This window comes from Pseudarthrobacter sp. 01T43 (assembly GCF_056398665.1).
The window spans coordinates 164,521-190,633 of sequence record NZ_JBFTPV010000003.1; the positions used below are offsets into that span (position 1 = coordinate 164,521).

26 protein-coding genes and 1 riboswitch are annotated in these 26,113 nt (G+C 65.0%); of the genes, 6 read left to right on the forward strand and 20 right to left on the reverse strand.

Annotated features, from left to right (window positions below):
• Positions 1 to 14: 14 nt before the first annotated feature.
• From AC1DIM_RS04205 to AC1DIM_RS04265, 13 genes are all read right to left on the reverse strand, one after another.
• Positions 15 to 740 carry a DedA family protein gene (locus AC1DIM_RS04205; protein ID WP_477709234.1) on the reverse strand — a complete coding sequence of 242 codons (726 nt, stop codon included), beginning with the start codon at positions 738 to 740 and terminating at the stop codon, positions 15 to 17.
• Between the two features lie 100 nt (positions 741 to 840).
• Complete coding sequence (locus tag AC1DIM_RS04210) at positions 841 to 1,476, reverse strand: DedA family protein (RefSeq protein ID WP_477709235.1); 636 nt, start codon at positions 1,474 to 1,476, stop codon at positions 841 to 843.
• Positions 1,477 to 1,481: 5 nt separating this feature from the next.
• Positions 1,482 to 2,804 carry a thymidine phosphorylase gene (locus tag AC1DIM_RS04215; protein ID WP_477709236.1) on the reverse strand — a complete coding sequence of 441 codons (1,323 nt, stop codon included), beginning with the start codon at positions 2,802 to 2,804 and terminating at the stop codon, positions 1,482 to 1,484.
• Positions 2,801 to 3,175, reverse strand: a complete 375-nt coding sequence (locus AC1DIM_RS04220; protein ID WP_477709536.1) for a cytidine deaminase — start codon at positions 3,173 to 3,175, stop codon at positions 2,801 to 2,803. Before AC1DIM_RS04220 ends, AC1DIM_RS04215 begins: the two co-directional genes overlap by 4 nt.
• Before the next feature lie 86 nt (positions 3,176 to 3,261).
• On the reverse strand, positions 3,262 to 4,737 hold the full coding sequence (locus tag AC1DIM_RS04225; protein WP_477709237.1) for an ABC transporter permease: 1,476 nt from the start codon (positions 4,735 to 4,737) through the stop codon (positions 3,262 to 3,264).
• Positions 4,734 to 6,137: an ABC transporter permease gene (locus AC1DIM_RS04230; protein ID WP_477709238.1), complete on the reverse strand. Its 1,404-nt coding sequence runs from the start codon at positions 6,135 to 6,137 to the stop codon at positions 4,734 to 4,736. The genes AC1DIM_RS04225 and AC1DIM_RS04230 overlap by 4 nt, the downstream gene beginning before the upstream one ends.
• Entirely contained in the window at positions 6,130 to 7,725 is a 1,596-nt protein-coding gene (locus AC1DIM_RS04235; RefSeq protein ID WP_477709239.1) for an ABC transporter ATP-binding protein, read from the reverse strand. Before AC1DIM_RS04235 ends, AC1DIM_RS04230 begins: the two co-directional genes overlap by 8 nt.
• Before the next feature lie 222 nt (positions 7,726 to 7,947).
• On the reverse strand, positions 7,948 to 9,060 hold the full coding sequence (locus tag AC1DIM_RS04240) for a BMP family lipoprotein (protein WP_477709240.1): 1,113 nt from the start codon (positions 9,058 to 9,060) through the stop codon (positions 7,948 to 7,950).
• Positions 9,061 to 9,342: 282 nt separating this feature from the next.
• On the reverse strand, positions 9,343 to 10,365 hold the full coding sequence (locus AC1DIM_RS04245; protein WP_477709241.1) for an NADP-dependent oxidoreductase: 1,023 nt from the start codon (positions 10,363 to 10,365) through the stop codon (positions 9,343 to 9,345).
• Positions 10,362 to 10,793 carry an organic hydroperoxide resistance protein gene (locus tag AC1DIM_RS04250; protein WP_477709242.1) on the reverse strand — a complete coding sequence of 144 codons (432 nt, stop codon included), beginning with the start codon at positions 10,791 to 10,793 and terminating at the stop codon, positions 10,362 to 10,364. The genes AC1DIM_RS04245 and AC1DIM_RS04250 overlap by 4 nt, the downstream gene beginning before the upstream one ends.
• Positions 10,794 to 10,854: 61 nt before the next feature.
• Entirely contained in the window at positions 10,855 to 11,289 is a 435-nt protein-coding gene (locus tag AC1DIM_RS04255) for a MarR family winged helix-turn-helix transcriptional regulator (RefSeq protein WP_477709243.1), read from the reverse strand.
• A 147-nt stretch (positions 11,290 to 11,436) separates the two neighbouring features.
• Positions 11,437 to 12,636, reverse strand: coding sequence for an amidohydrolase (locus tag AC1DIM_RS04260; RefSeq protein WP_477709244.1), 1,200 nt, complete (start codon positions 12,634 to 12,636; stop codon positions 11,437 to 11,439).
• 50 nt (positions 12,637 to 12,686) lie between these two features.
• Positions 12,687 to 13,820, reverse strand: a complete 1,134-nt coding sequence (locus tag AC1DIM_RS04265) for a mannose-1-phosphate guanylyltransferase (protein WP_477709245.1) — start codon at positions 13,818 to 13,820, stop codon at positions 12,687 to 12,689.
• Positions 13,821 to 14,077: 257 nt separating this feature from the next.
• On the opposite strand from AC1DIM_RS04265, the gene sdhC reads away from it, so the two are divergent.
• The 5 genes from sdhC to AC1DIM_RS04290 all read left to right on the forward strand — a co-directional run bounded on the left by sdhC (position 14,078) and on the right by AC1DIM_RS04290 (position 18,477).
• Entirely contained in the window at positions 14,078 to 14,458 is a 381-nt protein-coding gene (gene sdhC / locus AC1DIM_RS04270) for a succinate dehydrogenase, cytochrome b556 subunit (protein WP_082576094.1), read from the forward strand.
• 3 nt (positions 14,459 to 14,461) lie between these two features.
• Positions 14,462 to 14,923 (forward strand): succinate dehydrogenase hydrophobic membrane anchor subunit, encoded by a 462-nt coding sequence (locus tag AC1DIM_RS04275; RefSeq protein ID WP_477709246.1) that lies wholly within the window; start codon positions 14,462 to 14,464, stop codon positions 14,921 to 14,923.
• A 103-nt stretch (positions 14,924 to 15,026) separates the two neighbouring features.
• Complete coding sequence (sdhA, locus tag AC1DIM_RS04280; RefSeq protein WP_477709247.1) at positions 15,027 to 16,826, forward strand: succinate dehydrogenase flavoprotein subunit; 1,800 nt, start codon at positions 15,027 to 15,029, stop codon at positions 16,824 to 16,826.
• A 1-nt stretch (position 16,827) separates the two neighbouring features.
• Positions 16,828 to 17,610 carry a succinate dehydrogenase iron-sulfur subunit gene (locus tag AC1DIM_RS04285; RefSeq protein WP_477709248.1) on the forward strand — a complete coding sequence of 261 codons (783 nt, stop codon included), beginning with the start codon at positions 16,828 to 16,830 and terminating at the stop codon, positions 17,608 to 17,610.
• A gap of 96 nt (positions 17,611 to 17,706) precedes the next feature.
• On the forward strand, positions 17,707 to 18,477 hold the full coding sequence (locus AC1DIM_RS04290; protein WP_477709249.1) for an alpha/beta hydrolase family protein: 771 nt from the start codon (positions 17,707 to 17,709) through the stop codon (positions 18,475 to 18,477).
• On the opposite strand, the gene AC1DIM_RS04295 is transcribed toward AC1DIM_RS04290, so the two are convergent.
• The 7 genes from AC1DIM_RS04295 to glyA form a co-directional block, all read right to left on the reverse strand.
• A complete protein-coding gene (locus AC1DIM_RS04295; RefSeq protein ID WP_477709250.1) occupies positions 18,434 to 19,483 on the reverse strand; it encodes a YihY/virulence factor BrkB family protein in 1,050 nt (349 codons plus the stop codon). The two genes, AC1DIM_RS04290 and AC1DIM_RS04295, sit on opposite strands and share 44 nt — an antisense overlap.
• Positions 19,484 to 19,520: 37 nt before the next feature.
• A complete protein-coding gene (locus AC1DIM_RS04300) occupies positions 19,521 to 20,126 on the reverse strand; it encodes a 2'-5' RNA ligase family protein (RefSeq protein ID WP_477709251.1) in 606 nt (201 codons plus the stop codon).
• A gap of 4 nt (positions 20,127 to 20,130) precedes the next feature.
• Positions 20,131 to 21,171, reverse strand: a complete 1,041-nt coding sequence (gene trpS, locus AC1DIM_RS04305) for a tryptophan--tRNA ligase (RefSeq protein ID WP_477709252.1) — start codon at positions 21,169 to 21,171, stop codon at positions 20,131 to 20,133.
• 18 nt (positions 21,172 to 21,189) lie between these two features.
• A complete protein-coding gene (locus tag AC1DIM_RS04310; protein ID WP_477709253.1) occupies positions 21,190 to 22,023 on the reverse strand; it encodes an exodeoxyribonuclease III in 834 nt (277 codons plus the stop codon).
• Between the two features lie 10 nt (positions 22,024 to 22,033).
• Positions 22,034 to 22,597, reverse strand: coding sequence for a hypothetical protein (locus AC1DIM_RS04315; RefSeq protein WP_477709254.1), 564 nt, complete (start codon positions 22,595 to 22,597; stop codon positions 22,034 to 22,036).
• A 141-nt stretch (positions 22,598 to 22,738) separates the two neighbouring features.
• Positions 22,739 to 23,665 (reverse strand): bifunctional methylenetetrahydrofolate dehydrogenase/methenyltetrahydrofolate cyclohydrolase, encoded by a 927-nt coding sequence (locus AC1DIM_RS04320; protein ID WP_477709255.1) that lies wholly within the window; start codon positions 23,663 to 23,665, stop codon positions 22,739 to 22,741.
• Between the two features lie 3 nt (positions 23,666 to 23,668).
• A complete protein-coding gene (gene glyA, locus AC1DIM_RS04325) occupies positions 23,669 to 24,967 on the reverse strand; it encodes a serine hydroxymethyltransferase (RefSeq protein ID WP_477709256.1) in 1,299 nt (432 codons plus the stop codon).
• Between the two features lie 143 nt (positions 24,968 to 25,110).
• Positions 25,111 to 25,197, reverse strand: a riboswitch (ZMP/ZTP riboswitch).
• 42 nt (positions 25,198 to 25,239) lie between these two features.
• On the opposite strand from glyA, the gene purU reads away from it, so the two are divergent.
• Complete coding sequence (purU, locus tag AC1DIM_RS04330) at positions 25,240 to 26,100, forward strand: formyltetrahydrofolate deformylase (protein ID WP_477709257.1); 861 nt, start codon at positions 25,240 to 25,242, stop codon at positions 26,098 to 26,100.
• The last annotated feature ends 13 nt before the right edge of the window (positions 26,101 to 26,113 follow it).

Sequence of the window (26,113 nt, forward strand, 5' to 3'; positions counted from 1 at the left end):
GCATATGCCAGCCGCTACTTTCCGGGCTCGGCCTCCGCCGGTGCGGGTGCCAGCAGGGGGGACGCTCCGTTGTGCGGGGGCAGGGACCCTTCCGGGCCGCCGTCGAGCCATTGGTCCACACTGTCAGCATCCTTGCTGGCCAGGCGGTTATGCCACCACCGCAGCAGGTGGTCAATGAGGATGCCGAGAACGATGGCGAACACGACCGCGATGCCGGCGCTCAGCAGCGGGTTGTGATGGAGCCAGGGGAAGGAACTGGCCAGCAGGCCGATGCCGATGGAGTACCCCACCCAGGTGAGGCAGGCAAAGGCGTCCAGCAGGAAGAACCGGCGGTGCCCAAAACCTGTACTGCCAGCCACGTAGTTGACCGCCACGCGCCCCCACGGGATGTAGCGGGCCGTGAAAATCAGGACGGCGCCACGCTTGTCCAACTCATACCGTGCCCAGCCGAAAACCTTCTGGACCTTGGGCCGGCGCATCCATTTCCAACGTTCAAGGCCGATCCTCCGGCCCAGCATGAATGCCATGTTGTCGCCGGCGATGGCACCGACCAGAGCCGTCGCGCCAAGGATCCAGAGGTTGGGTTCGCCGCTGTGCCGGGAGAACGCTGCCAGCGCAACGATCAGGGTCTCGCTGGGAAGCACCATGGCGAAGCCGTCGACGAAGAAAAACACCAGCAGAACGGGATAGATCCACCATTGGCCCGCCGCATGGAGCACGGCCTCATTAATAAACTCCACGCGGGTGTTACTCCTAGACGAAAATACTGCAGCTGGAAGTGAGATAAATCGCTCCTCAGTGTCCCATGTCCGGGACATCCACCGCTACGCCCGCAGACCTTCATTCCTGCGCTTCGGGGTCCTTCAGCCGCCCCACCACCGGAACCTTGCCGCGAATGCGGTTGATGACCAGGTCCACGATGATCCCCAGGCCAACGGCGCAGACGATGGCTATGACTGCACCGAGGAAATGGTTGTTCTCAAACCACTGGCCAAAAAACAGTCCGATCCCTACCGAATACGCCGCCCAGAGGGTGGCGGAGAGGACGGTCAGGCCCGCAAAACGGAGGTGCGGATAGTGCGTCACCCCTGCCGTGAGATTCACTGCAACACGGCCGATCGGGATAAACCGCGCCACGAGGATCAACGACGCCGGGCGCTTCCTCAGCTCCTTGCCGGCCCACCGGAACGCGCTTTGCATCCGCGGTCCCCGCATAAATTGCCAGCGGTTGGTGCCCACCCTGCGTCCGATCAGGTAGGCAATGTTGTCGCCGGCGAACGCCCCGAGCCCCGCGACGGCCATCAGCAGCCACGGATTGGGGACGTCCGCGGTGGCTGCCACGGCGGCCAGGCCCACCACCACGGATTCACTGGGGATCGGCGGGAAAAAGCCGTCAATAAGGCAACAGGCGAAAACAAGCCACAACACCCACGGCTGCCCGGCGGCAGTGAGGATGAAGTCATTGATGGCTTGCATTCTCCCTATGCTATTCGGTCGATGATGAGCCGTTGTGCCGGGCGTGACCCTTCCGGTGCGATCGTGACCGCGTGTTCCAGGGATTCCTTGGCGCGCGAAAACTTTTCCGGCGTATCAGTGAGCAATGTCATGAGCGGTTCACCGGCCCGGACCACCGCCCCGGGCTTCGCGTGCATGCGGATCCCGGCCCCTGCCTGCACTGCGTCCTCCTTGCGGGCACGGCCGGCCCCGAGGCGCCACGCGGCGACCCCGACGGCCAGGGCATCAAGTTCCACGAGCACTCCGTCGGCGGGCGCGTAGATGACTTCCGACTCCTTGGCCACCGGCAGCTTGGCCCGCGGATCGCCTCCCTGCGCCTCGATCATCCTGTTCCAAACGTCCATGGCCCGGCCGTCCTTCAACGCGGCGCCGGGATCGGCGCCGTGGACGCCTGCGCATGCCAACATCTCTTCGGCCAGGCGAACCGTCAGCTCCACCACGTCCTCCGGGCCGCCGCCGGCCAGGACTTCCACCGATTCCTCCACCTCGATCGCGTTGCCCGCCGTCAGGCCGAGTGGCGTGCTCATGTTGGTCAGCAAGGCCACGGTGTTAACGCCTGCGTCCTTCCCCAGCGCCACCATGGTTTCCGCCAGTTCCCGCGCCCGGGCCTCGTCTTTCATGAACGCCCCGCTGCCCACTTTGACGTCGAGGACCAGTGAGCCCGTCCCTTCGGCAATCTTCTTGCTCATGATCGAGGAGGCAATGAGCGGGATGGCCTCCACCGTGCCCGTGACGTCCCGCAGGGCGTAAAGCTTTTTGTCCGCCGGCGCCAACCCGGCCCCGGCTGCGCAGATCACGGCACCGACGTCCTGGAGCTGTGCCATCATTTCGTCGTTACTCAGATCGGCCCGCCAGCCGGGGATCGATTCCAGTTTGTCCAGGGTGCCGCCGGTGTGGCCGAGCCCGCGGCCGGATAGCTGCGGCACGGCGACGCCGAACACGGCTACCAGCGGGGCCAGCGGGAGGGTGATCTTGTCCCCGACTCCCCCGGTGGAATGCTTGTCGCTGGTAACCTTCGTGCCGCCGTCGGGCCGACGGAGGCCGCTGAAGTCCATCCGCTCCCCGGAGGCGATCATGGCGGCAGTCCAGCGGGAAATCTCCGCGCGGTCCATGCCGTTGAGCAGGATGGCCATGTTGAGGGCCGCCATCTGTTCCTCGGCGATGGCGCCGCGCGTGTAGGCGTCGATGGTCCAGTCGATCTGGGCGGCGCTGAGCACGCCCTTGTCCCGCTTGACGCGGATGATGTCGACGGCGTCGAACGCTTCCGCGTGGCTGCTGGTCTGTGTCACGGTGTCTCCTCCAGGTTCTCGGGACCAAATGCGTCGGGCAGCACCTGGTTCATCGTCTTGATGCCTTGGGTTGTCATAAGCTCCATCGCCGGAGCCCGGAATTCATACAGCAGTTGCCGGCAGCGGCCGCACGGCATCAGCACATTGCCGGCAGCATCCACGCAGTAGAAGGCCCGCAATTGCCCGCCGCCGGTCATCTGCAGGTTGCCGACCAGCGCGCATTCGGCGCAGAGGGTCAGCCCGTAACTGGCGTTCTCCACGTTGCAGCCGCTGACCAGCCGGCCGTCGGCAGTGAGGGCAGCTGCCCCCACCGGGAACCTCGAATACGGGGCATAGGCTTTTTTCATCGCCGCGATGGCGGCGGCCTCCAAGGCCGCCCAATCGACGCCGGAGCTACCGTCCGCGGCAGCACCGGAAGGCCCGGAAGCGCCGGGAACACTGGTTTCGGTCACCTTCGTCACCCCTTGACATACGGTATGCCGTCGGCCGCGGGCGGCCTGGACCGTCCCACCAGCCCTGCCACCGCGATGACGGTCAGGGCGTAGGGCAGCATCGCCATGAACTGGCTGGGTACGGGCGAGCCGATGATGGTGATGATGCTCTGCAGGTTGTCGGCAAAGCCGAACAGCAGCGCGGCCAGGAACGCCCCAATGGGGTTCCAGCGGCCGAAGATCATGGCCGCGAGGGCGATATAGCCGCGGCCGCCGGACATGTCCTTGCTGAACGCGTCCACGGACACCAGGGTGAAGAATGAGCCGCCGATGCCGGCGATCGCCCCGCCCATGAGGACATTTGTGAAGCGAGTCCGGTTGACGTTGATGCCCACCGTGTCCGCCGCCTGCGGGTGTTCGCCGACGGCACGCACCCGCAGGCCCCACTTCGTGTGGAACAGCCCGACGTAGACCACGATCACGGCCACATACATGAGGTAGCCGACCAGGGACTGGTGGAACAGGATGGGTCCGATGATCGGAATATCGGCCAGGAACGGGATGTCCACCGCCTGAAGCCGGCCGGGCTTGTTCAGGTGCTCGGGATCGGCCGTGAGGAGGGTGGAGAACAGGAAGCTGGTGAGGCCGCTGATCAGGACGTTGAGCACCACGCCGACGATGATCTGGTTGACGAGGTATTTGATGCTCACCACGGCCAGGACCAGGGACACGAGGGCCCCGGCGACGGCCGCGGAGATGAGCCCCACGTAGACGTTGCCCGTCACGGTGGCGACGACGGCGGCGGAGAATGCGCCGAGCAGGAGCTGGCCCTCGATGGCGATGTTGACCACGCCGGCCCGTTCGCAGAGCACGCCGGAGAGCGAGCCGAATACCAACGGAACGGCGAGCGTCACGGCACCGGCCATGAGCCCGCCGAGGGAAATGGACGGCTCGGGGTCCCGGCCGCCCGCGACGATCCAGATCATGAACCCGATCAGGAAGACCACGGCGAAGCTGCCGCCCAGCCATCCCGGTGTGCGCCGCCGCTGCAGGGTGAGGAAGCAGGCGTACCCGGCCAGGGCGAGCAGCACGATGGAGCAGATCCAGCCCAGCGCTGTCGAAGGCACAGTGATCTTCTCCACCCGGGCTACGCCCAGGGCGGCCAGGCCCAGCACCACGACGGCGGCGATGGTGGTGGCGGGAATCCAACGCTCCACTGCCGCACCCTCGCGCCGCTGGCTGATCCACCGGTACCCCACGTAGGCGGCGGCAGCCAGCGCGACGGCAAGGGTGATCCAGGCCGCCGCGGAGGAGGCGTTAGGGTCCCGTGCCTCGGCGATCCGGAACCCGGCCGATTTGGTGTTGGCCAGGAACCCGAACAGGACGGTGCCGAGGATTGCCAGCAGGCCCAGTCCGATTCCGGCCTTCCAACTCACCAGTTCCGTTGTGCGCGCCGGCGCGCCGGGCTGCTTGGTAGCGGGAGATTGTGTGGTGGCGCTCATACTGCCGCTCCGCTCTTGACGCCGCCAGTACGCGAACCGGCGGTCCCACTGGTGGTGGTTTTCTTCTTACGGGGGTTGAGTCCGAATATCGCACGGACCAGCGGCGGTGCCGCGATGAACAGCACGATCAGGGACTGGATGACCAGCACAATGTCGATCGGCGTCTGTGTCTGGGCCTGCATGGCCACGCCGCCGGCGCGGAAGGCGCCGAACAGCAGGCCCGCGAAGAAGGTTCCCCACGGCGTCGAGCGTCCCAGCAGTGCGACGGTGATGGCATCGAAGCCGATGGAGGCGGCGACGCCGCCGGAAAGGTACTTCTCCGTACCGGACACCTGGGCCACACCGGCCAGCCCTGCCAGCGCACCGGCGACCGCCATCACCAGGATGGTGCTGCGGGCGACGTTGATGCCGGCAGTGCGGGCCGCGTGAGGGTTGGCGCCGACGGCCCGGAACTCGAAGCCGATTGTGGAGCGGTTCAACAGCCACCAGACGAAGGCGGTGGCCACGATCGCGGCGAGGAAACCTGCATGCAGGCGGAACTGCGGTCCGAGCAGTTCGGGGAACAACGCGGTGGAGTCCAGGAACGGGGAGATCGGGTTGGTGGAACCCTTGCGCTGGAAAGCCGGGGTGGTGAGCAGGAAAAGCAGAAGGAAGTTGGCAATGTAGTTGAGCATGATCGTCACGATCACCTCATGCGCTCCGGTTCGTGCCTTCAGCAGCCCGACGACGCCGCCCCAGACCGCGCCGCCGACAAGGCCGGCCACGATGACGACCAGCAGGTGCAGGCCGATCGGCAGGTGCCAGGCAAAGCCGGCGTAGGCGCCGAAGAGCGCGCCGAAGATGATCTGCCCCTGCGCACCAATGTTGAACAGGCCGGCGCGGAACGCCAGGGCAACGCCGAGCCCGGCGCAGATCAGCGGGGTGGCGACGGTGAGGGTCTCGGTGATCGGGTACAGCTGTGCGGCCAGGCCGGCGCCGGCCCAGTTGAAGATGGAACCCTGCACCAGCGCAGTGTAGGGACGGATGACTTCGGTCAGCAGGTCCCCGGGCTGCGCGAAGAAGTAGCCGGATGCGGCAGCGACCTTGGGGTTGGTCACGGCCATCAGGATGCCGCCTAGCACGATGGCGAGCAGCACTGAGAGCAGGGACACCATGGCGTTGCCGGTGAAGATCTGGTGGAGCACTGAACCGCTGCTGTCCCGGTCCTGGTCCCGATCCGGGCTACGCCGCTGGGTCGCTGCCGGGACGGCAGACGGCGGCATCTGGCCACCTGCCGTGTCAAGAGCGACGTCGGAGGCCACAGCCTCCGGCGTGGTGCCGCCGGGTACCTGGATGTCCGCGGGGTCCGCCGCGTCGTTGTGGCCCGGGGCCTGCGGCTCCGGGGTTGCCTTCTCAGACATGGGCTTCTCCTTCGTGGCCGGCAGGCTCCGATACCGCCGCCGTCGTCGTGCCGCTGTGGGCGTGGGCGGAGGCGCTGGCTTCGGCTTCTGCGGCCGGGACGCCGGCCATCATCAGGCCCAGCACGTCGCGGGACGTGGTGGCGGGAACGATGCCCACCAGCCGTCCGCGGTAGAGCACCGCGATCCGGTCGGCCAACTGCATCACTTCGTCCAGTTCGGTCGAGACGATCATGACGGGCGTTCCATGGTCACGTTCGGCTATGACGCGCTTGTGCACAAACTCGATCGAGCCGACGTCGAGCCCGCGGGTGGGCTGCGAAGCGATGAACAGGCGCAGGGGACGCGAGAGCTCGCGGGCCAGGACGACCTTCTGCTGGTTGCCGCCGGAGAGGGTGCCCACCGCAGCCGAAACCGACGGGGTGCGGACGTCGAATTCCTCGACCTTTTTGGCGGCATTCTCCGCAATCAAGCCGGGCTTCATGCCCACGCCGCGCGCGAAGGGCGCCTTGTCGTAGAGGTCCAGGATCATGTTTTCGGAAATGGTGAACGTCCCGACAAGCCCGTCGAGGGTACGGTCCTCGGGGACGAAGCCCACGCCGGCGCCGAGCACGTGCTTGACGCTCTTGCCCAGCAGTTCCTCCCCGTCGAGAGTGATGGATCCGGCAACGTGCGGCTGCACACCCAGGATCGCCTCGGTCAGTTCCGTCTGGCCGTTGCCCTGCACACCGGCGATGGCGAGCACTTCACCCTTGGCGATGTCGAATGACAGGTCGTCGACGACGTGCTGGCCATTGTGGTCCGTCACGGTCAGGTTGCGGACCTTGAACGTCACCTCGCCGGTTTTGGCCGCCGCCTTGTCCAGCGTCAGGCTCACCGCGCGACCCACCATGGCGGAGGCCAGCTCGGTGGGAGAAGCCGTGGGGTCGGCCTGGCCGACGACCTTGCCGCGGCGGATGACCGTGATGGTGTCGGAAATGGCTTTGACTTCACGCAGTTTGTGGGAGATGAAGACGATCGACTTACCGTCCCGCTTCAACTGCCGGATGATGTCGAGGAGTTCATCGGTCTCCTGCGGCGTCAGCACCGCGGTGGGTTCGTCCAGGATGAGCACCTCAGCATCACGAACCAGGGCCTTGATGATCTCCACGCGCTGCTGGACGCCGACGGGCAGGTCCTCCACCATGGCGTCGGGATCGACGTCGAACCCGTACTGGTCCGAGATCCGGCGGATCTTCTCACGCGTGGCTTCCAGGTTGAGCAGGCCGCCGGCTTTGGTGGTCTCGTTCCCCAGCGCCACGTTCTCGGCCACGGTGAAAACCGGAATGAGCATGAAGTGCTGGTGGACCATGCCGATTCCGGCAGCCATCGCCTCGCCGGGGTCCTTGAAGAAGACGGGCTTGTCGTCGACCAGGATTTCACCCTCGGTCGGGTCGTACAGGCCGTAGAGCACGTTCATCAGGGTGGATTTCCCTGCGCCGTTTTCTCCCAGCAGGCAGTGCACCTGCCCCGGTTCGACGACCAAATCGATGTGGTCATTGGCTACCAGGGACCCGAATCGTTTCGTGATCCCTTTCAGTTCGAGTTTCAAAACCCCAACCAATCTGTGTGTGTATGGATCTGCACCGGCTCGCTGGTGGCGGCAGGGCAGCGGGTAAACCCAGCCTAGTGTCACGGGTGCTTCCTGGGCAGGGCAGACTGCCGGCAAAAAGTGCCGGCAAGTCGCTGCTGGCGGACGCTGCCAGCAAAACAGAACGCGCTGCCCTTCGGCCGAGCTAACGGCGGAAGGGCAGCGCGCCCCATGGTTTAGGGATTACTTGGTCGGGCTGGACTTCGACTCGACCTTGACGTTGCCGGAGATGATGTCTTTCTTGAGCTGGTCCAGTTCGCTCTTCAGGTCTGCCGGCACAGCGGAATCCAGATCGTGGAACGGAGCCAGTGCCACGCCGCCGTTTTCGAGGGTTCCGATGTACGGTGTGGCGTCGAACTTGCCATCCTTGTCGTCCTTGATGACCGTCTCCACGGCAGTGGACATAGTCTTCTGGACGGAGGAGAGGATCACGGACTTGTAATCCGCAGCAGTCAGGTAGCCGTCCGAGTCAACCCAGATCAGCTTGGCATCCTTGCCCTTGGACTTGGCCTCGAGAATGGCGCTGCCTGCGCCCGACCCGACCGGTCCGGCCACCGGAAGGACAATGTCGGCGCCCTGGTCCAGGAAGCCCTGGGTCAGGACCTTGCCCTTGTCAACCTGCTTGAAGTCACCGACGAAGGTGCCGTCCTGCTTGTCCTTGTCCCAGCCGAGGAGCTGGACGTTCTTGCTCTTCTTTTGGTTGTAGTACTTAACGCCGTCGGCGAAGCCGTCCATAAAGATGGTGACGGTGGGGATGTTGATGCCGCCGAAGGTGGCGACCTTGCCGGTCTTGGTGGTGCCGGCGGCCAGGTAGCCGGCCAGGAACGCAGCCTGGGCCGTGTCGTAGACGATCGGCTTGACGTTCTTGGGGAACGTGGGGTCGTTGTAGTCGATGATCGCGAAGTGGCTGTCCGGGTTGGCCGTGGCGACGGACTTCGTGGCGTCGCCGAGCAGGAACCCGACTGTGACGGTGAGCTTGCAGCCCTGCTGCACCATGGAGCGCAGGTTGGGGTCGTAGTCCGTGTCAGCCTTGGACTGGACGTGCTTCTCCTGGATGCCGAGGTCCTTGACGGACTGCTGCAAACCTTCGTAGCCGGACTGGTTGAACGACTTGTCGTCGAATCCGCCGGAGTCGGAGACCATGCACGCGATGTAGTCCGATTTCGTCGCCGAGCCGGAAGCGCTCGGCGAGGTCGGGGCGGCGCCGCAACCGGTGAGCATCAGGGCAGCCGCACCCGCGGTGGCGACGCCGGCCAATGAACCGCGCTTGAGGGTTGCGCGCAGTGAGTTCTTCAAAGTTCCTCCAGGAAGAAAGAGATAAGCGCCGCGACGAGTCCAATGAGCCTGCTTCCGGTTTTCCCCCGAAACACTGTTGTCACTGACGGATCCGCAGCACTGCGCCGAGGCGCACGGATGGAAGCCACTTTAGTGGCCCGGAACACGTCGAGTAACACACTTCACAGCCATTTCCCAGATTGTTGAGAACTTGTTACCAAGCGGTACGCCATCCCGTCCGGGCACGCCTGAGGCCCCGAAATCGCAGACATCGGGGCCTCAAAGGTTGCTGCCGCAGTGCGGTCAGAGGCGGACCAGCATTTTTCCGGTGTTGGCCCCGTCCAGCAGGTCAATGAAGGCCTGCGGCGCGTTCTCCAGCCCGTCCACCACCGTCTCGTCGTAGCGGACAGTGCCGTCGGCCAGCCAGTCCGCCATCTGCCCGGCGAACTCGGCCGCGTGCTGCTGCTGGCCGCTGACCAGGAAGCCCCGGAGGGTCAACTGCTTGCCGATGGCTACGGCGAGGTTACGCGGCCCGGCCGGCGCCTCGGTGGCGTTGTACTGCGCGATGGCGCCGCACATGGCCACGCGGCCGCCCACGGTGAGCTCCGACAGGGCGGCCTCCAGGTGCTCGCCGCCGACGTTGTCGAAGTAGACGTCGATGCCGCGCTCCCCCGCCGCCTGCTGCAGCAGTTCGCGGACCGGCCCGTCGTGGTAGTTGAACGCGGCGTCGAAGCCCAGTTCCAGCAGCCGGGCGACCTTTTCCGGTGTGCCGGCGCTGCCAATAACGCGTGAGGCGCCCTTGGCCTTGGCGATCTGCCCGACCAGGGAGCCCACGGCTCCGGCGGCGCCAGAGACGAAGACAACGTCGCCGGGCTTGAACTCGGCAACCTTGAGCAGTCCGGCGTAAGCCGTCAGGCCGGTCATTCCCAGCGCGCCAAGGAAGGCCGACGCCGGAGCGAGGTCCGTGCGGGCAACCGACGTTGCGTCGGCGTCCAGAACGGCATATTCGCGCCAGCCGAGGCTGTGCACGACGGCGTCCCCCACCTTGCGCTCGGACGACCGGGACGCGATCACCTCGCCGACGGCACCGCCGTCGAGCGCGGCGTCCAGTGCGAACGGCGCGGAGTACGATTTTGTGTCATTCATGCGGCCGCGCATGTAGGGATCCACGGAGATGTAGAGGTTGCGGACCAGGATCTGGCCGTCCTGCAGTTCAGGCAAGGGCGATTCGGCGAGGCGGAAGTTCTCCGGAACCGGGCGGCCTACCGGACGTGAGGCAAGGCGGATTTCGCGGGTGGACGTGGGCAGTGCTGCGGTTGTGTTCATGAGGCGAACTCCAGGATCTTGATGTCTACGGTGATGTTTCCGCGGGTGGCGTTGGAGTAGGGACAGATTTGGTGTGCCTTGGCCACGAGGGCCTCCGCTGTCGCCAGGTCCAAGGCGGGAACGGCGATCTCCAGCTCGGCTGCGAGGCCGTAGCCGGCACCGTCGTCCAAAGCGCCAAAGTGGATCTTGGCCGCCACGGCTGAGTCCGTCAGGTCGGCATTCTCCTTCCGCCCCACCAGTCGCAGTGCCGAGTGGAAGCAGGCCGCATAGCCGGCAGCGAAGAGCTGTTCCGGGTTCGTTCCCTGGCCGTTGCCACCCAACTCGACGGGGCTGGCCAGGCTGACGTCGAGTTTCCCGTCATTCGTGCGTGCGTTGCCGTCGCGGCCTTCGCCTGAAGCCAGGGCCTCGGCAATGTAGAGGGTTTTCATAGGATCCGTTCTGCTGGATGTGGTGTACGGAAATCTGTGGGTGCTCATGGGGATCCGCTACTCAGCGGGAGCTGTGAAGTGCTTCGGTAAGCCGTTCGAGGGTGCTCCGGAGGTGTTCCAACTCCTCATTCGACAGACCGGCAGCCTCTGCCAGGCGCTGCGGAATCGCGTTGGCCTTGCTGCTGAGTTCACGGCCGGTGGGCGTCAGGTGTACCGCCACGCGGCGTTCGTCCTCCCCGGACCGGCGCCGCTCTACGAGGCCCATCGCTTCGAGGCGTTTGAGCAGCGGCGACAACGTGCCGGAGTCAAGGCCCAGTTCGCCGCCGAGCTCCTTGACTCCCTTCGGTTCCGATTCCCAGAGGACGAGCATGACCAGATACTGCGGATAGGTCAGGCCGAGGTCTTCTAGCACGGGGCGGTAGACCGCCGTGGCCGCGCGGGAGGCGGAGTAAAGGGCGAAGCAGACCTGGCGGTCGAGGCGGGGTGCATCATTCACACTAACAACGATAGGGCACAATTCGATTGTGCACAACTTATCGGAATGTTGCTGCCCTTCTTTCACCGGCCGTCAACTACCTTTAACTGCAAAACGGACACCTGACGCCCCTTGCCGGGGCCTCAAGTGTCCGTTCGCAGCGGCGTGCTAAAGGTCGCGGATGGTCCGGAGAGCTGCGGCTGTCAGGACCTGGATGCCCAGACCCAAGGCGCGTTCGTCCAGGATGTAGTCCCCCCGGTGCAGGTCGTATTCCTCACCGTCGGGAGTCTTGGTGCCCAGACGCATCATGGCACCCGGCAGTTCGGCAAGGAACCAGGCGAAATCCTCGCCGCCCATGGACTGCGGCGTCAGCGTCACTGCGCTTTCCCCGAGTTCGGCGCGGGCAGCAGCCTCAATCAGGGCCGTTTCGTGCTCGGAGTTCACCACGGGCGGCACTCCGCGGGTGTGTTCCAGGTGCACGTCCACGCCATAGGGCGCGGCCACCTGCTGAACCACTTCGTCCAGGAGCTCGCCGGCGTCGTGCCAGGCATCACGGTCGAGGCAGCGCATGGTGCCGGCCATGTACCCCGTTCCCGGAATGGCGTTAGGCGCGGATCCGGCGCTGATCTGGCCCCACACCACCGACACACCGCTGCGGACATCCACCCGGCGGGACAGCACGGCGGGAACGTTGACAGCGATTTGCGCCAGGGCGAACACCAGGTCCTCGGTGAGGTGCGGCCGGGAAGTGTGGCCGCCGCGGCCGCTCAGCTCGATCTTAATGGTGTCCGACGCGGAAGTTATCGCACCGATGCGCGTACCGATGCGTCCGACGTCGATCCTCGGGTCGCAGTGCAGCGCAAAGATGCGCGGCACCCCTTCCAGGACGCCCTGCTCGATGCAGGACAGCGCGCCGCCTGGCATGGTCTCCTCGGCAGGCTGGAAGATGATGCGGACGGTGCCGCCCAGCGGCGACTCTTCGTGCATGTTCTGCAGGATCAGGGCGACGCCGAGCATGGTGGCGGTATGGACGTCGTGGCCGCAGGCGTGCGTCACGCCGTGGTTCTTCGAGGCGAACGGCAGCCCGGTTTCCTCGATGATCGGCAGGGCATCGATGTCGCCGCGGAGTGCCGCGGCTATCGGCCCCTCGCCGATGTCCACGGTCAGGCCGGTGCCCTCAAGCCGCCGCGGCGCGAGGCCGGCGGCTTCGAGTCGCTCCACCAGCTTGTCAGTGGTGCGGAATTCCTTGAAGGAAAGCTCCGGGTGCGCGTGAAGATCCCTGCGGAAATCGATCAGTTCCGGCAGGAGGGGCTCCAGCCACGGCCGCACTAATGTGGTGGGCTCGGCTTCAGTAGTGTAATTACGCACTCATTTACTCTAGCGAGCGTCCGGGGAATAGCGTCATCAAGGTTGGAGAGTTACAGGACGTCCGTGTCACCACTGGCCTTGAGCGCGTCAACCGCTCCCTTGACCCGCTGGGCGTGTTCCTTGGTGGTTACCAACAGGGCGTCTCCCGTGTCCACAATGACCACGTCCTTGATACCGATCAGCGCGATGACACGCTTCGTGTCGGAAACCACCACGCCGCTCGCGTTCTCAGTGAAGACGCGTGCACCCTCACCGATGACCGTGACGTCGTCCACTTCCCGCGCACTGTTGAGCCGGCCCACCGAAGCGAAATCCCCGACGTCGTCCCAGCCGAAAGTGCCCGGCACCACGGCGACGTCGCCGGCGGCCGCGGCTGGTTCTGCCACTGCGTAGTCGATGGCAATCTTGGGCAGCGTGGGCCAGATGCGGGCCGTCACGGCATCACGTTCAGGAGTGTCCCAGGCCTGGGCGATCTCCAGCAGGCCCTTGAACAGCTCAGGCTGGTTGGCTTCAAGGTGCTTGAGCATCAGGGCCACCGGAGCCACGAACATGCCGGCGTTCCAGACGTACTCGCCGCTCGCCACGTACTGCTGGGCAACTTCCTCGTCCGGCTTCTCGACGAACTCCACCACAGCCTGGGCGCTGGGCGCACCATCAATGTGGAGCGCCTGCCCGGCCCGGATGTAACCAAAGCCCGTGGACGGGTGGGTGGGCTTGATCCCAATGGTCACGATCTTGCCGGCGGCTGCCGTGTAAATGGCTTCGCGGACCGCTGCCTGGAAGAGGTGGTCCGGGCTGATCACCTGGTCCGCCGCGAACGAGCCCATGATGGTGTCCGGATCGCGCTCGTGCAGGATGGCGGCGGCCAGGCCGATCGCGGCACCGGAATCCTTCGGCTCGCTTTCGAGGACCAGGTCCGAGTCCTGCACTTCAGGCAACTGGCGGCACACGGCCGCCCGGTGCGCAGTGCCCGTGACCACCAGGACGCGCCGGCCCGCGAGGGGCTCCAGGCGGTCGTAGGTGGCCCGCAGCAAAGTACTGCCGGAACCGGTGAGATCGTGAAGGAATTTGGGAGCTGCTGCACGTGACAGGGGCCAGAGGCGGGTCCCCACTCCGCCTGCCGGAATCACCGCGATAAAACGGTCAAGGGGTGAAGCCGGGCTTGTCACTTTGTCTGTACTCATCAGGGCCTACTTTAGCCGACGGACCCCCGGATCCCCGCTGTGGAGGTGTCAGAAGGCCTCCTCCGGGCGGTGCCGTGTGGCCTTTGTCTCAATTAAAACCCAAACCGCGGCATTGCGGGGTCACCAAGGAGTTCCTAAATTGAATAAGCTGTTAGCGAAGCCTACATTTAGGCTCTGAGCTACGAGTGCTCTCGCAGCAGGCGTTCCCCCCGCGTGGATCTCATGCCAGCGCCGCTGTGTTGCAGGGAGGTTTATCAGTGCCGACGAAACCAGCTGGCACCTTGTACCGCGGCCGTGAAGGCATGTGGTCCTGGGTAGGACACCGTATTACCGGTGTAGTGATTTTTTTCTTCTTGTTGGTCCATGTGCTGGACACCTCATTGGTGCGCGTGTCCCCTGAGGCCTACACCGCAGTCATAGGTGCATACAAGAACCCCCTCATGGCCCTGGGTGAAACGGGCCTGGTTGCCGCCATTGTCTTCCACGCCTTCAACGGCCTGCGGATCATCGCGGTCGACTTCTGGAAGAAGGGCGCCAAGTACCAGCGGCAGATGCTGTGGACCGTCCTGGCCCTGTGGGTAGTTGTGATGGTCGGCTTCTCCATTCGCCACCTTTCCCTCGCTCTTGGAGGTCACTAAGCCATGACTGCAACTATCGACAGCCCACGCAGTGGGAAAATCTCCCCGCAGTACCGCCGCACCGGCGGATCCAAGGGCAACTTCGAAATGCTGGCATGGCTTTTCATGCGCCTCTCCGGCATCGTGCTGGTGGTGCTGATCTTCGGCCACCTCTTCGTGAACCTCCTGGTGGGCGACGGCATCCACGCCATCGACTTCGGTTTCGTCGCCGGCAAGTGGGCTGACCCGTTCTGGCAGGTCTGGGACCTCGCCATGCTGTGGCTGGCCATGCTGCACGGCACCAACGGCGTCCGCACCATCATCAACGATTACGCCGAAAAGGATTCCACCCGTCTCGCGCTCAAGATCGTCCTGTACGCGGCCACAACCGTGATCATCGTCCTGGGCACCCTGGTGATCTTCACCTTCAACCCGTGCCCCGTCATCGACGGTGTTCCCCTGCCCGGCGGTTTCTGCCCCGCGTAGCCACATCCTGGCCGTCGCCCACGGGCCGCGGCCTGCGTTTTGCGGATCAGGTAACTCCTGCCCGTTGTTTTATTGCGAATTTTGAGAGAAAGAGCGCCAAAGTATGCAGGTCCATAAGTACGACGTCGTCATCGTCGGTGCCGGTGGCGCTGGCATGCGCGCCGCGATCGAGTCCGGTCAGCGCGCGCGCACAGCAGTACTGACCAAGCTCTACCCCACCCGCTCGCACACCGGTGCGGCGCAGGGTGGCATGTGTGCGGCCCTTGCCAACGTCGAGGAAGACAACTGGGAATGGCACACCTTCGACACCGTCAAGGGCGGCGACTACCTGGTTGACCAGGACGCTGCGGAGGTCATGGCGAAGGAAGCCATCGACGCCGTGCTGGACCTTGAGAAAATGGGCCTGCCGTTCAACCGCACGCCTGAAGGCCGGATTGACCAGCGCCGCTTCGGCGGCCACACCCGCGATCACGGCAAGGCTCCGGTCCGCCGCGCCTGCTACGCCGCCGACCGTACCGGCCACATGATCCTGCAGACGCTGTACCAAAACTGCGTCAAGCACAATGTGGAGTTCTACAACGAGTACTACGTCCTGGATCTGTTGACGGTCGAGGAAGACGCCGTCCGCGAAGACGGCACGCCGTACAAGCAGAAGCGCGTTGCCGGCGTCGTGTCCTACGACCTCGCCTCCGGTGAACTGCACGTCTTCCAGGCCAAGTCCGTGGTGTTCGCCTCCGGCGGCGCGGGCAAGGTCTTCAAGACCACCTCCAACGCCCACACCCTCACCGGTGACGGCATGGGAATCGCCTTCCGCCGAGGCATCCCCTTGGAGGACATGGAGTTCTTCCAGTTCCACCCGACAGGCCTTGCCGGCCTCGGCATCCTGCTGTCCGAAGCAGCCCGCGGTGAGGGCGCAATCCTGCGTAACTCCGAGGGTGAGCGCTTCATGGAGCGCTACGCCCCCACCATCAAGGACCTCGCGCCGCGTGACATCGTGGCCCGCTCCATGGCCAACGAAGTCCGCGAAGGCCGCGGCTGCGGCCCGAACAAGGATTACGTCCTCCTGGACCTGACCCACCTGGAGCCGGCGCACATCGACGCCAAGCTGCCGGACATCACCGAGTTCGCCCGCACCTACCTTGGTGTGGAGCCGTACACGGAGCCGGTTCCCGTGTTCCCGACGGCGCACTACGCCATGGGCGGCATTCCCACCAACATCAGCGCCGAGGTCCTGCAGGACAACGACACCGTGATTCCGGGCCTTTACGCCGCCGGTGAAGTGGCCTGCGTGTCCGTCCACGGCTCCAACCGCCTGGGCACCAACTCGCTGCTGGACATCAACGTGTTCGGCAAGCGCGCCGGCATTGCAGCGGCTGAGTACTCCAAGACCGCCGACTTCGTGGAACTCCCCGAAGACCCGGAGGCCTACACCATCGATCTGCTGAACATTGCCCGCAACGGCTCCGGCGACGAAAAGGTGGCCCTGATCCGCAAGGACCTGCAGGACACCATGGACGCCAACATGCAGGTGTTCCGCACTGCAGATACGCTGAACCAGGTTCTGCGCGACATCGAGTCCTTCGAAGCGCGCTACAAGAACATCAGCGTCCAGGACAAGGGCAAACGCTTCAACCTGGACCTGCTCGAGGCCGTTGAACTCGGCTTCCTGCTGGAACTGGCCAAGGTCATGACCGTAGCGGCCCTGCACCGTGAGGAATCCCGCGGCGGACACTTCCGCGAGGACTTCCCGGACCGGAACGACGAAAAATTCATGAAACACTCCATGGCGTACAAGGACGACCACGCACCGGCGGACGGTTCCGCTGAGTCGATCGCGGGCATCCGACTTGCCACCAAACCGGTGGTCTTTACGCGTTACGAGCCGATGGTGAGGAAGTACTAAGATGACCGCTGAACTCGCTGAGCCAGCCTCCAAGATCGAACTGCCCGCCGGCGCCGGCGGGGGCGGGGACATCCCTTCCTTCGACGTCACGCTGCGCGTACGCCGCTACAACCCCGAGGTGTCCGAGGACGCCACATGGGATGACTTCAAGGTGACCATGTACGGCACCGACCGCGTGCTGGACGCCCTGCACAAGGTCAAATGGGAAATCGACGGCAGCGTCTCGTTCCGCCGTTCCTGCGCCCACGGCGTCTGCGGTTCCGATGCCATGCGCATCAACGGCCGTAACCGCCTTGCCTGCAAGACCCTCCTGAAGGACCTGGACACGTCCAAGCCCATCACCGTTGAGCCCATCAAGGGCCTGCCGGTGGAGAAGGACCTGATCGTGGACATGGAACCGTTCTTCCAGTCATTCCGCGAAGTCATGCCCTTCCTGATCAACAAGGGTCACGAGCCCACCAAGGAGCGCCTGCAGTCCGCCGAGGACCGTGAGCGCTTCGACGACACCACCAAGTGCATCCTGTGCGCCGCGTGCACGTCCTCGTGCCCGGTGTTCTGGACGGACGGCCAGTACTTCGGCCCGGCCGCGATCGTCAACGCACACCGCTTCATCTTCGACTCCCGTGATGACGCCGGCGACATGCGCCTGGAGATCCTCAACGACAAGGAAGGCGTGTGGCGCTGCCGCACCACCTTCAACTGCACCGAAGCTTGCCCTCGCGGCATCCAGGTGACACAGGCAATTGCCGAGGTCAAGCAGGCAATCCTCGCCCGCAAGGTCTAAATTTAAGATCAAGCCGACGACGGCGCCCTTCCCCACCCAGGGGATGCGGCGCCGTCGTGGTTTAACCCCTGACAGCACCCACGAAAGCAGCACACGATGTCCCGTTCCGAAAAAGTCAGCTTCGAAGGCTCCACCGGTGAAATCCTGTCCGGCATCATCGACTTACCGGAGGGACCGGTGCGGGGCTGGGGTTTGTTCTCCCACGGCTTCACGCTGGGCAAGGACAGCCCATCGGCGTCGCGGATGTGCAAAGCCCTGGCTGACACCGGGATCGGCATGCTGCGCTTCGACAACCTGGGGCTGGGCGAGTCCGCAGGCCACTGGTCCGAGGGCTCGTTCAGCCATAAAGTTGCGGACACTGTGAAGGCAGCCGAGTTCATGCGCGCCCAGGAAAGGGCCATCTCCCTGCTGGTGGGCCATTCCTTCGGCGGTGCGGCCGTACTGTCCGCCGCCCGGCAGATTCCCGAGCTCGACGCCGTCGCTACCGTGGGTGCCCCGTTCTCGCCCAAGCACGTGGCGCACGTGTTCGACGCCGCCCTGGACAAGATCCTCAGCGAAGGCAGCGCGGAGGTGGACCTCGGCGGGAAGCGGGTGGAAATCCGCAGGCACTTTGTGGAGGACCTGGAGAACGCGGACCTCACCGACTGCATCCGGCAGCTGCACAAGCCGCTGATGGTGCTGCACTCCCCCACSGACAACACCGTGGGCATCGASAACGCCAGCRMSATCTTCCARACYGCRCGGCACCCKCGGARYTTCATYTCRCTCGAAGGCAGYGACCACCTCCTGACCGGGAAGGGCCAGGCCGCCCGCGCCGCCCGGATTATTTCTGCCTGGGCCGACCAATACCTCGACGCCGCGCACTAGTAACGGCACTGCTCTCGTGCTCCACGGGAGTCTTGCCCGGCTGGATGTGGCGGGAGCCCCACAGCGCCTTCTCGTGACCCGCAGACGCGCCCTTGAGGTCCTCGTCGCGGATGGCTGACCAGCCTGCCGACACCAGGTAGACCTGGCTGACCAGGTTGAACCAGATCAGCAGCCCAATGATGATGGCGAACGGTGCCAGGATGGGGTTCCGGCCGGCGCCGGCGAGCAGTTCCGTGCTGAATACCTGCAGGACGGTGGTGCCCACGGCGGCCAGGATGGTTCCCTCAAGCAGTGCACGCCGGGACAGCTTGAGGCCGCCCGCCAGCCGGAACATCACCATGGCCGTCACCCAGCTCAGAACCAGCGGCACACCGATTTTGATCAGCGTGGTCAGGGGACCTGCGACGGCAGGGTCCAGCCGCAGGAAGTCACTGACCCAGCCGGCCGCCGTGCCGAACACCAGGGAAGCTCCGGCACTGATGACCAGGGCGACGCCCAGGAGGAGCAGGGTGCCGGTGTCCCGCAGCTTCATCAGGATGATGTTCATTTTCAGCGGCGGCAGTTGCACCACGCCGCGGAGGCCGTCGCGGAGGCCAGCGATCCACCCCAGGGACGTAACGACCGTAACCACGGCCGCTATCACGGCTGTCCAGCCGAGGCCGTCCGGGTTCAGCAGGTCCTTGGGATCAACCAGGCCGGCCCCGCCATTAACCTTCAGCAGGCCGGGCGCGCTTTGGGCCACGCTGCTGATGATGTTGTCCAGCAGGGCAGGCTGGCCCCGGAGCACCAGGCCGGCAATGGAGAATCCCGTTGCCAGCAGGCCCGTGATGGAGAAGAACATGTTGAACCCGATGCCGGCGCTCATGAGCGGGCCATGCTGGAGGTTGTAATGCTGCCACGCGCGCATCGGCCGGAAGGCATTCAGCCGGGCGAGCAGCCATTGGACCATGGCCATGAGGCTGGCCAGCGGGCCGCCGTCGGACCTTCTGGCCTTGCCCCAGTCCATCCTTTTTTGGATGACGGCCAGCTTCAGGCGGGCCTGCTCAGTGGGAAGCGGTGGCTCCGTTTGCGTCGGCGTCCGTTTTGCTGCCACCGGTCCCGCCGTCGTCGTCAGTTTCGGTCCCAAAGTCCAACTCTTCCCGTAGCTGCCAGATGCCGTCAGCATCGTGCTCGTAGAGTCCCATGCTAACCACAGGGAAGGTGGCCTTGTAGCTTTCGAGCACCGTTTCGGCCTCATCGAGGCTCTCCGGGGCAACATCGTGGGCGATGGTGACATGGGGATGGTAAGAAAACGGCAGCTCCCGCTGAAGCGGACCGGTCTGGAGCTTCGCGTGCAGGTCCACGCACGCCTCGAAGCCCTCTTCAACCTTGATGTAGACCACCGGGGAGACTGGCCGGAAGGTACCCGTGCCGGAGATGGTCACCATGAACGGGGCCTGGTTGCGCGCCACCTCGTGGACGTGGGCGCGGGTGGCTTCCCAGTCATGGGTGGGAGTGGTGGTGACCAGCGTGATGTGGGCTGGGACCACCCCGGCCATGGGATCACCGAACGAAGCCCGCCACCGCTGCAGTTCCGCCGCGATGGCAGGCGGGAACCCGAGAATGACGCCGACGCTCATTCCTTCGCTGACAGTCCTTGCGGCCGGCATTGCTCTAGCGGACTCCGGCCAGGCGCAGCGAGGGCAGGAACCCCATCCGCTCGTAGACCTTGCTGAGCGTCACCGAGGCGATCTCGCGGGCCCGTTCTGCGCCTTGGGCAAGCAGCCTGTCCAGCTCGGCCGGGTCCGCCATCAGCTCGTTGGTGCGGTTCCGCAACGGCGTGATGAAGTCCACCATCACCTCGGCGAGGTCCACCTTCAGGTGGCCGTACATTTTGCCCTGGTATTCGGCCTCGAGCTCCGCCACCGACTTGCCTGTCAGGGAGGAATAAATGGTCAGCAAGTTGGAGACGCCCGGCTTTTCTTCGAGATCAAAGCGGATCTCCGTGCCGGTATCCGTCACCGCCGACTTGATGCGCTTGGCGGCGAGCTTGGGGTCTTCCAGGAGCTGGATGGAGCCGTTGGGCGACTCCCCCGTTTTCGACATTTTGGCGGTGGGGTTCTGCAGGTCGTAGATCTTCGCGCTTTCCTTGAGGATGGTGGCCTCGGGCACGGTGAAGGTCTCGCCAAAGCGGGTGTTGAACCGCTGGGCCAGGTTCCGGGTCAGCTCCAGGTGCTGGCGCTGGTCCTCACCCACCGGCACCAGGTCGGTCTGGTACAGCAGGATATCGGCGGCCATCAGGGTGGGATACGCGAACAGTCCCAGCGTGGCGGCGTCGGCGCCGGCTTTCTGGGTCTTGTCCTTGAACTGGGTCATGCGGGAGGCTTCGCCGAACCCGGTGATGCAGTTCAGGGCCCACGCGAGCTGCGCATGTTCCGGGACGTGGGACTGGACAAAGAAAATGCTCTTGTCCGGGTCGATGCCGGCCGCTATGTACTGGGCCGCCACCACGCGGGTGCGGTTGCTCAGTTCCGCCGGGTCGAAATCCACCGTGATGGCGTGGAGGTCAGGGATGAAGAAGACTGCGTCGTAGGCGGACTGCATGTCCACCCAGTTGCGGACCGCGCCGATGTAGTTGCCCAGGTGCAGGGAGTCGGCCGTCGGCTTCGCGCCGGAAAGGATGCGCTTGCGGCCGTGTGAGGGTGAGCTGGTCATTCGTTCGAACCTTAAGATTTAGAGCCGGTAGTCCACTACCAGCGGGGCATGGTCAGAGAAGCGCGTGTCCCACGAGGGCGCCCGGTCCACAACGGCCGAGAAGGCGGCAGCGGCGAGGTCCGGGGTGGCCAGGTGGTAGTCGATGCGCCAACCGGTGTCGTTATCGAACGCCTGGCCGCGCTGTGACCACCAGGTGTAGGGGCCGTCCACATCGCCCGCCAGGGCGCGGTGAACGTCCTTCCAGCCGATCTCATCGCCGAAGAAGCGGTCAAAGTAGGCGCGTTCGTCGGGCAGGAAGCCGGCCTTCTTGACGTTGCCCTTCCAGTTCCGGATGTCCCGTTCGGTGTGGCCGACGTTGAGGTCGCCCACCACAAGGGCGTGGTCGCTGTGCTTGGTGAGCTCCGGCAGTCGGGTGCTCATGACGTCCAGGAACCGGTACTTGTCCACCTGTTTCGGGGTTCCGACTTCGCCGGAGTGCACGTAGGCGCTGGCAACGGTCAGCTGGACGGGTTCTCCGCTGGCGTCGGTCAGCCTGAAATCGGCTTCCACCCAGCGGCCGGCGGTGGCGAAATAGTCATCGCCGATGTCGTTGCGGGTGTACAGGGGTTCTTCGCGGGACGCGATGGCGACGCCGGCGCGGCCCTTGGCTTCCGCCTCGGCGTGCAGGATGTGCCAGCCCTCGCCAAGCAACTGGCGGACGATCGCGTCAGGTGCCCTGACTTCCTGGAGGCAGAGAATGTCCACGTCGCGTGGCTCCAGCCAGGCCGCCATGCCGTTCTTATAGGCAGCCCGGAGGCCGTTGACGTTGACTGATGCGATGCGAAGGTGATCCTTCTTCAATGCCGAACTCACCCGCACCACTCTAGTCGATGATGGTTCCACTGACCGGTTCCCCGGTGCCGCCGGCGGAGCGGATCATGTCCCGGGCGTTCGTTGCGGTGATCTCGATGGTCTCCAGCGCCCGGCGGATAGTGTCCTGGTCCGCGGCCTCGCCCTTGGCCCGTTCCTCCTCCACCACCCGGATCTGCACCTGCACGATCTTGAAGGAGTGGTCCAGCTTGAGGTCCCGGACCTCGTCCGCCCCGGGCCGCTCGGACACCACCCGGGTGCCACCGTGGTCCGCGGAGGCCGGCGACGGCGCGCGGCCGGCAGCGCTGTTGAAGGCATTCTGGGCTTCCGTCAGCTTGGCACCGGCCTTTTTGGCCGCCTTCTGGATGCTGAAGACAACAAAGGCCGCCAGTGCGAGCCAGAAGCCGGCGATGACCGCCACTACCCAGCCCACAACGTCGTTCTGGTTCGCGGCAAAGATCACGGCAACCAGGAAGGCGATGATAAAAACCATCATCCCCGGGCCGCTGATCCGGAGCATGGAGAAGCCGCCCTTGGACCGGCCGGACGGAGAGTGAGGGTTACCCAGAGATTGCATGGGTCCATTGTCTCAAACGCCGGGGCACCCGTTGCGCACCTTCCACCCCCGGCGAACACTTGGGCTTAACGGCCGACGGCGGCCCGCACCTCCAGTGAAAAAGGTGCGGGCCGCCGTCGGGCGTTACTCAGTGCGGCGGAACTAGGCGATTCCGGTGCCGCTCTTCTCTGCCAATTGCCGTTCCGCTGCTTCGACCACGTTGGTCATGAGCAGCGCAACGGTCATGGGACCMACGCCGCCGGGGTTCGGCGAAATCCAGCCGGCCACCTCCGCAGCGGCAGGATCGATGTCGCCGTAGACCTTGCTCTTGCCTGTCACAGGATCGGTTTCACGGGTGACTCCGACGTCGAGCAGCGCTGCACCCGGCTTGACGTCCGCGGCCTTGACGATGTGTTTGACACCCGCGGCGCCCACAATAACGTCCGCCTGCCGCAACAGCTCCGAGAGGTTCTTGGTGCCCGTGTGCGTCAGCGTGACGGTGGCGTTCACGGACCGGCGGGTGAGCAGCAGGCCGATAGTACGGCCGACCGTGACACCGCGCCCGACCACCACGACGTGCTTGCCGGCGAGGCTGTAGCCGTTCCGCTCCAGGAGCTCGATGACGCCGCGGGGCGTGCACGGCAGCGGCGAGGTGATCTTGCCGCTGACGTTGAGCACCAGCCGGCCAAGGTTGGTCGGGTGCAGGCCGTCGGCATCCTTGGCGGGGTCRATCCGCTCSAGGATGGCGTCGGTATCCAGATGCTTGGGCAGCGGCAGCTGCACRATGTAGCCGTGGCAGGCAGGATCCGCATTGAGTTCGTCAATGAGGGCCTCGACCTGCGCCTGGGTGGCATCCGCGGGCAGCTCACGCTGGATCGAGTTCATCCCGATCGCCGCTGACTGTTTGTGTTTCATGGACACGTAGAGCTGCGAGGCCGGGTCGGCGCCCACAAGGACGGTGGCAATGCCGGGGATTACGCCGTTGGCCTTCAAGGCCGCGACACGCTCCACGAGCTCGGACTTGATGTCGGCTGCGGCTGCCTTGCCGTCGAGGATCTTGGCGGTCTCAGTCACTTTTGCAGAAGTCATGGATCACCACTGCTCGTGCTGCGGGTACAGCGGGAAGTCGGCGGCGAGCTTGTCCACGCGGGACTGCAGAGCCTCAACGTCGGTGGCGGAGCCGGCTTTCAGTGCGGTGGCGATGATCTCGGCGACCTCGGTGAATTCCGCTGCGCCGAAGCCTCGGGTGGCGAGGGCGGGAGTACCGATGCGCAGGCCGGAGGTGACCATCGGCGGACGGGGGTCGAAGGGAACCGCGTTGCGGTTCACGGTGATGCCTACGGAGTGCAGGAGGTCTTCGGCCTGCTGGCCGTCCAGCTGCGAGTTGCGCAGGTCCACCAGGACCAGGTGCACATCGGTGCCGCCGGTGAGGACAGAGACACCGGCTTCGGCGACGTCGGCCTGGTTGAGGCGGTCGGCGATGATCTTTGCACCTTCGAGGACACGCTCCTGGCGTTCCTTGAATTCCTCGGTGCCGGCAATCTTGAACGCCACAGCCTTGGCAGCGATGACGTGCATCAGCGGGCCGCCCTGCTGGCCCGGGAAGACGTTGGAGTTGATCTTCTTGGCCCACTCCTGCTTCGCCAGGATCACACCGGAGCGCGGACCGGCGAGGGTCTTGTGCACGGTCGAGGTGACGACGTCGGAGTACGGCACCGGGCTCGGGTGCAGTCCTGCTGCAACCAGGCCGGCGAAGTGCGCCATGTCGGTCCAGAGGAGCGCACCCACTTCATCGGCGATCGAACGGAAGGCTGCGAAGTCGAGGTGGCGCGGGTAGGCGGACCAGCCGGCGATGATGACCTGGGGCTTCTCGGCGATGGCCTGCTCGCGCAGCTTGTCCATGTCCACGCGGAAGTTATCCTCCTCCACCTGGTAGGCAGCCACGTTGTACAGCTTGCCGGAGAAGTTCAGCTTCATGCCGTGGGTCAGGTGGCCGCCGTGGGCCAGGGACAGGCCCAGGATCTTGTCACCGGGGGTGATCATGGCGGACAATGCGGCGGCATTGGCCTGGGCGCCGGAGTGCGGCTGGACGTTGGCGTACTCGGCACCGAACAGTGCCTTGACGCGGTCGATGGCCAACTGCTCGGCGATGTCCACATATTCGCAGCCACCGTAGTAGCGGCGGCCCGGGTAGCCCTCGGCGTACTTGTTGGTCAGGACAGAGCCCTGGGCTTCCATCACTGCGCGCGGCGCGAAGTTTTCGGAGGCGATCATTTCCAGGGTGCCGCGCTGGCGGCCAAGTTCCTGGTCGAGGACTGCAGCGATTTCGGGATCAAGCTCGGCCAGCGACTGGTTGCTGACGGCGACTGTTGTGGTGGCGGTAGTAGTCACGAAAAACTCCTGGCTAGGGATACGGGCACTGCTAAGGTCAGGCTACCGGCTGGCGTTCGGCACCGCCCCTTGATGACAGGGCGGAAAAGCGCACAGGATGGTGCCGCTCCCCTCGGGTTGCAGCACTTGTCCGGCAAGACATGACCCTCGGCCCAGGCGTACGATCCGTGGTCTTCGTGGTTGCCGCTCCCTGGTGGTTAAGCCACCCAACGCCAGTTGCGACCTGCCAAGACTACCAAAACCCTCGGTGGTGCGCGGGTAGGCTAATTGTCGTGAGTGATGAGCAGCTAAACAAAGCGTATGTATTAACACTGTCCTGCCCGGACCGCCCCGGAATCGTGCACGCCGTGGCCGGCGCCCTGCTGGTGGCCGGCTGCAATATCTTGGATTCGCAGCAGTACGGCAGCCCTGCGACGGGGAACTTCTTTATGCGCGTGGAAGCCACGACGACGGCCTCCCGGGCCGAGCTGCAGGCGGCCCTCGAGCCGGTGGCCGCCGCCTTCGGCATGCAGTGGAGCCTCAACGCCGTCGGCCAAAAGGTGCGGACCGTGCTCATGGCCAGCACGTCAGCGCACTGCCTCAACGACATTCTCTTCCAGCAGCGTTCCGGCACCCTGCCCATCGAGATTCCCGCCATCGTCTCCAACCACCGGGACCTTGCCGGCCTGGCCGAGTTCTACGGAATCCCGTTCCACTACATCCCTGTCACGCCGCAGACCAAGGCGGAGGCCGAGGACAAGCTTCGGGCGCTCATGGCAGAGCACGATGTCGAACTCACGGTGCTGGCCCGCTACATGCAGGTCATTTCCGATGACCTCTGTGCGGAGCTGACCGGCAAGGCCATCAACATCCACCACTCGTTCCTGCCCTCCTTCAAGGGCGCCAAGCCATACCACCAGGCCCATGCGCGCGGGGTGAAGCTGATAGGGGCCACCGCACATTACGTCACGGCCGCCCTGGACGAGGGCCCCATCATTGAGCAGGAAGTCATCCGGGTGGACCACGCCCGCACCCCGGAACAGTTTGTGCAAATGGGCCGGGACGTGGAGGGTCGGACATTAACGCAGGCGGTCCAGTGGCATGCCGAGCACCGGGTGCTGCTGGATGGCAACCGGACTGTGGTCTTCAACTAGCAACCTCCGCCTG

Bases quoted from the DNA above. Each gene is read 5' to 3' on its own strand.
- AC1DIM_RS04210 (WP_477709235.1), bottom strand. From the start codon at position 1,476: ATGCAAGCCATCAATGACTTCATCCTCACTGCCGCCGGGCAGCCGTGG.
- AC1DIM_RS04225 (WP_477709237.1), bottom strand. From the start codon at position 4,737: ATGAGCGCCACCACACAATCTCCCGCTACCAAGCAGCCCGGCGCGCCG.
- AC1DIM_RS04230 (WP_477709238.1), bottom strand. From the start codon at position 6,137: ATGTCTGAGAAGGCAACCCCGGAGCCGCAGGCCCCGGGCCACAACGAC.
- AC1DIM_RS04245 (WP_477709241.1), bottom strand. From the start codon at position 10,365: ATGAACACAACCGCAGCACTGCCCACGTCCACCCGCGAAATCCGCCTT.
- AC1DIM_RS04250 (WP_477709242.1), bottom strand. From the start codon at position 10,793: ATGAAAACCCTCTACATTGCCGAGGCCCTGGCTTCAGGCGAAGGCCGC.
- AC1DIM_RS04265 (WP_477709245.1), bottom strand. From the start codon at position 13,820: ATGAGTACAGACAAAGTGACAAGCCCGGCTTCACCCCTTGACCGTTTT.
- AC1DIM_RS04275 (WP_477709246.1), top strand. From the start codon at position 14,462: ATGACTGCAACTATCGACAGCCCACGCAGTGGGAAAATCTCCCCGCAG.
- sdhA (WP_477709247.1), top strand. From the start codon at position 15,027: ATGCAGGTCCATAAGTACGACGTCGTCATCGTCGGTGCCGGTGGCGCT.
- AC1DIM_RS04285 (WP_477709248.1), top strand. From the start codon at position 16,828: ATGACCGCTGAACTCGCTGAGCCAGCCTCCAAGATCGAACTGCCCGCC.
- AC1DIM_RS04295 (WP_477709250.1), bottom strand. From the start codon at position 19,483: ATGGACTGGGGCAAGGCCAGAAGGTCCGACGGCGGCCCGCTGGCCAGC.
- AC1DIM_RS04300 (WP_477709251.1), bottom strand. From the start codon at position 20,126: ATGCCGGCCGCAAGGACTGTCAGCGAAGGAATGAGCGTCGGCGTCATT.
- trpS (WP_477709252.1), bottom strand. From the start codon at position 21,171: ATGACCAGCTCACCCTCACACGGCCGCAAGCGCATCCTTTCCGGCGCG.
- AC1DIM_RS04315 (WP_477709254.1), bottom strand. From the start codon at position 22,597: ATGCAATCTCTGGGTAACCCTCACTCTCCGTCCGGCCGGTCCAAGGGC.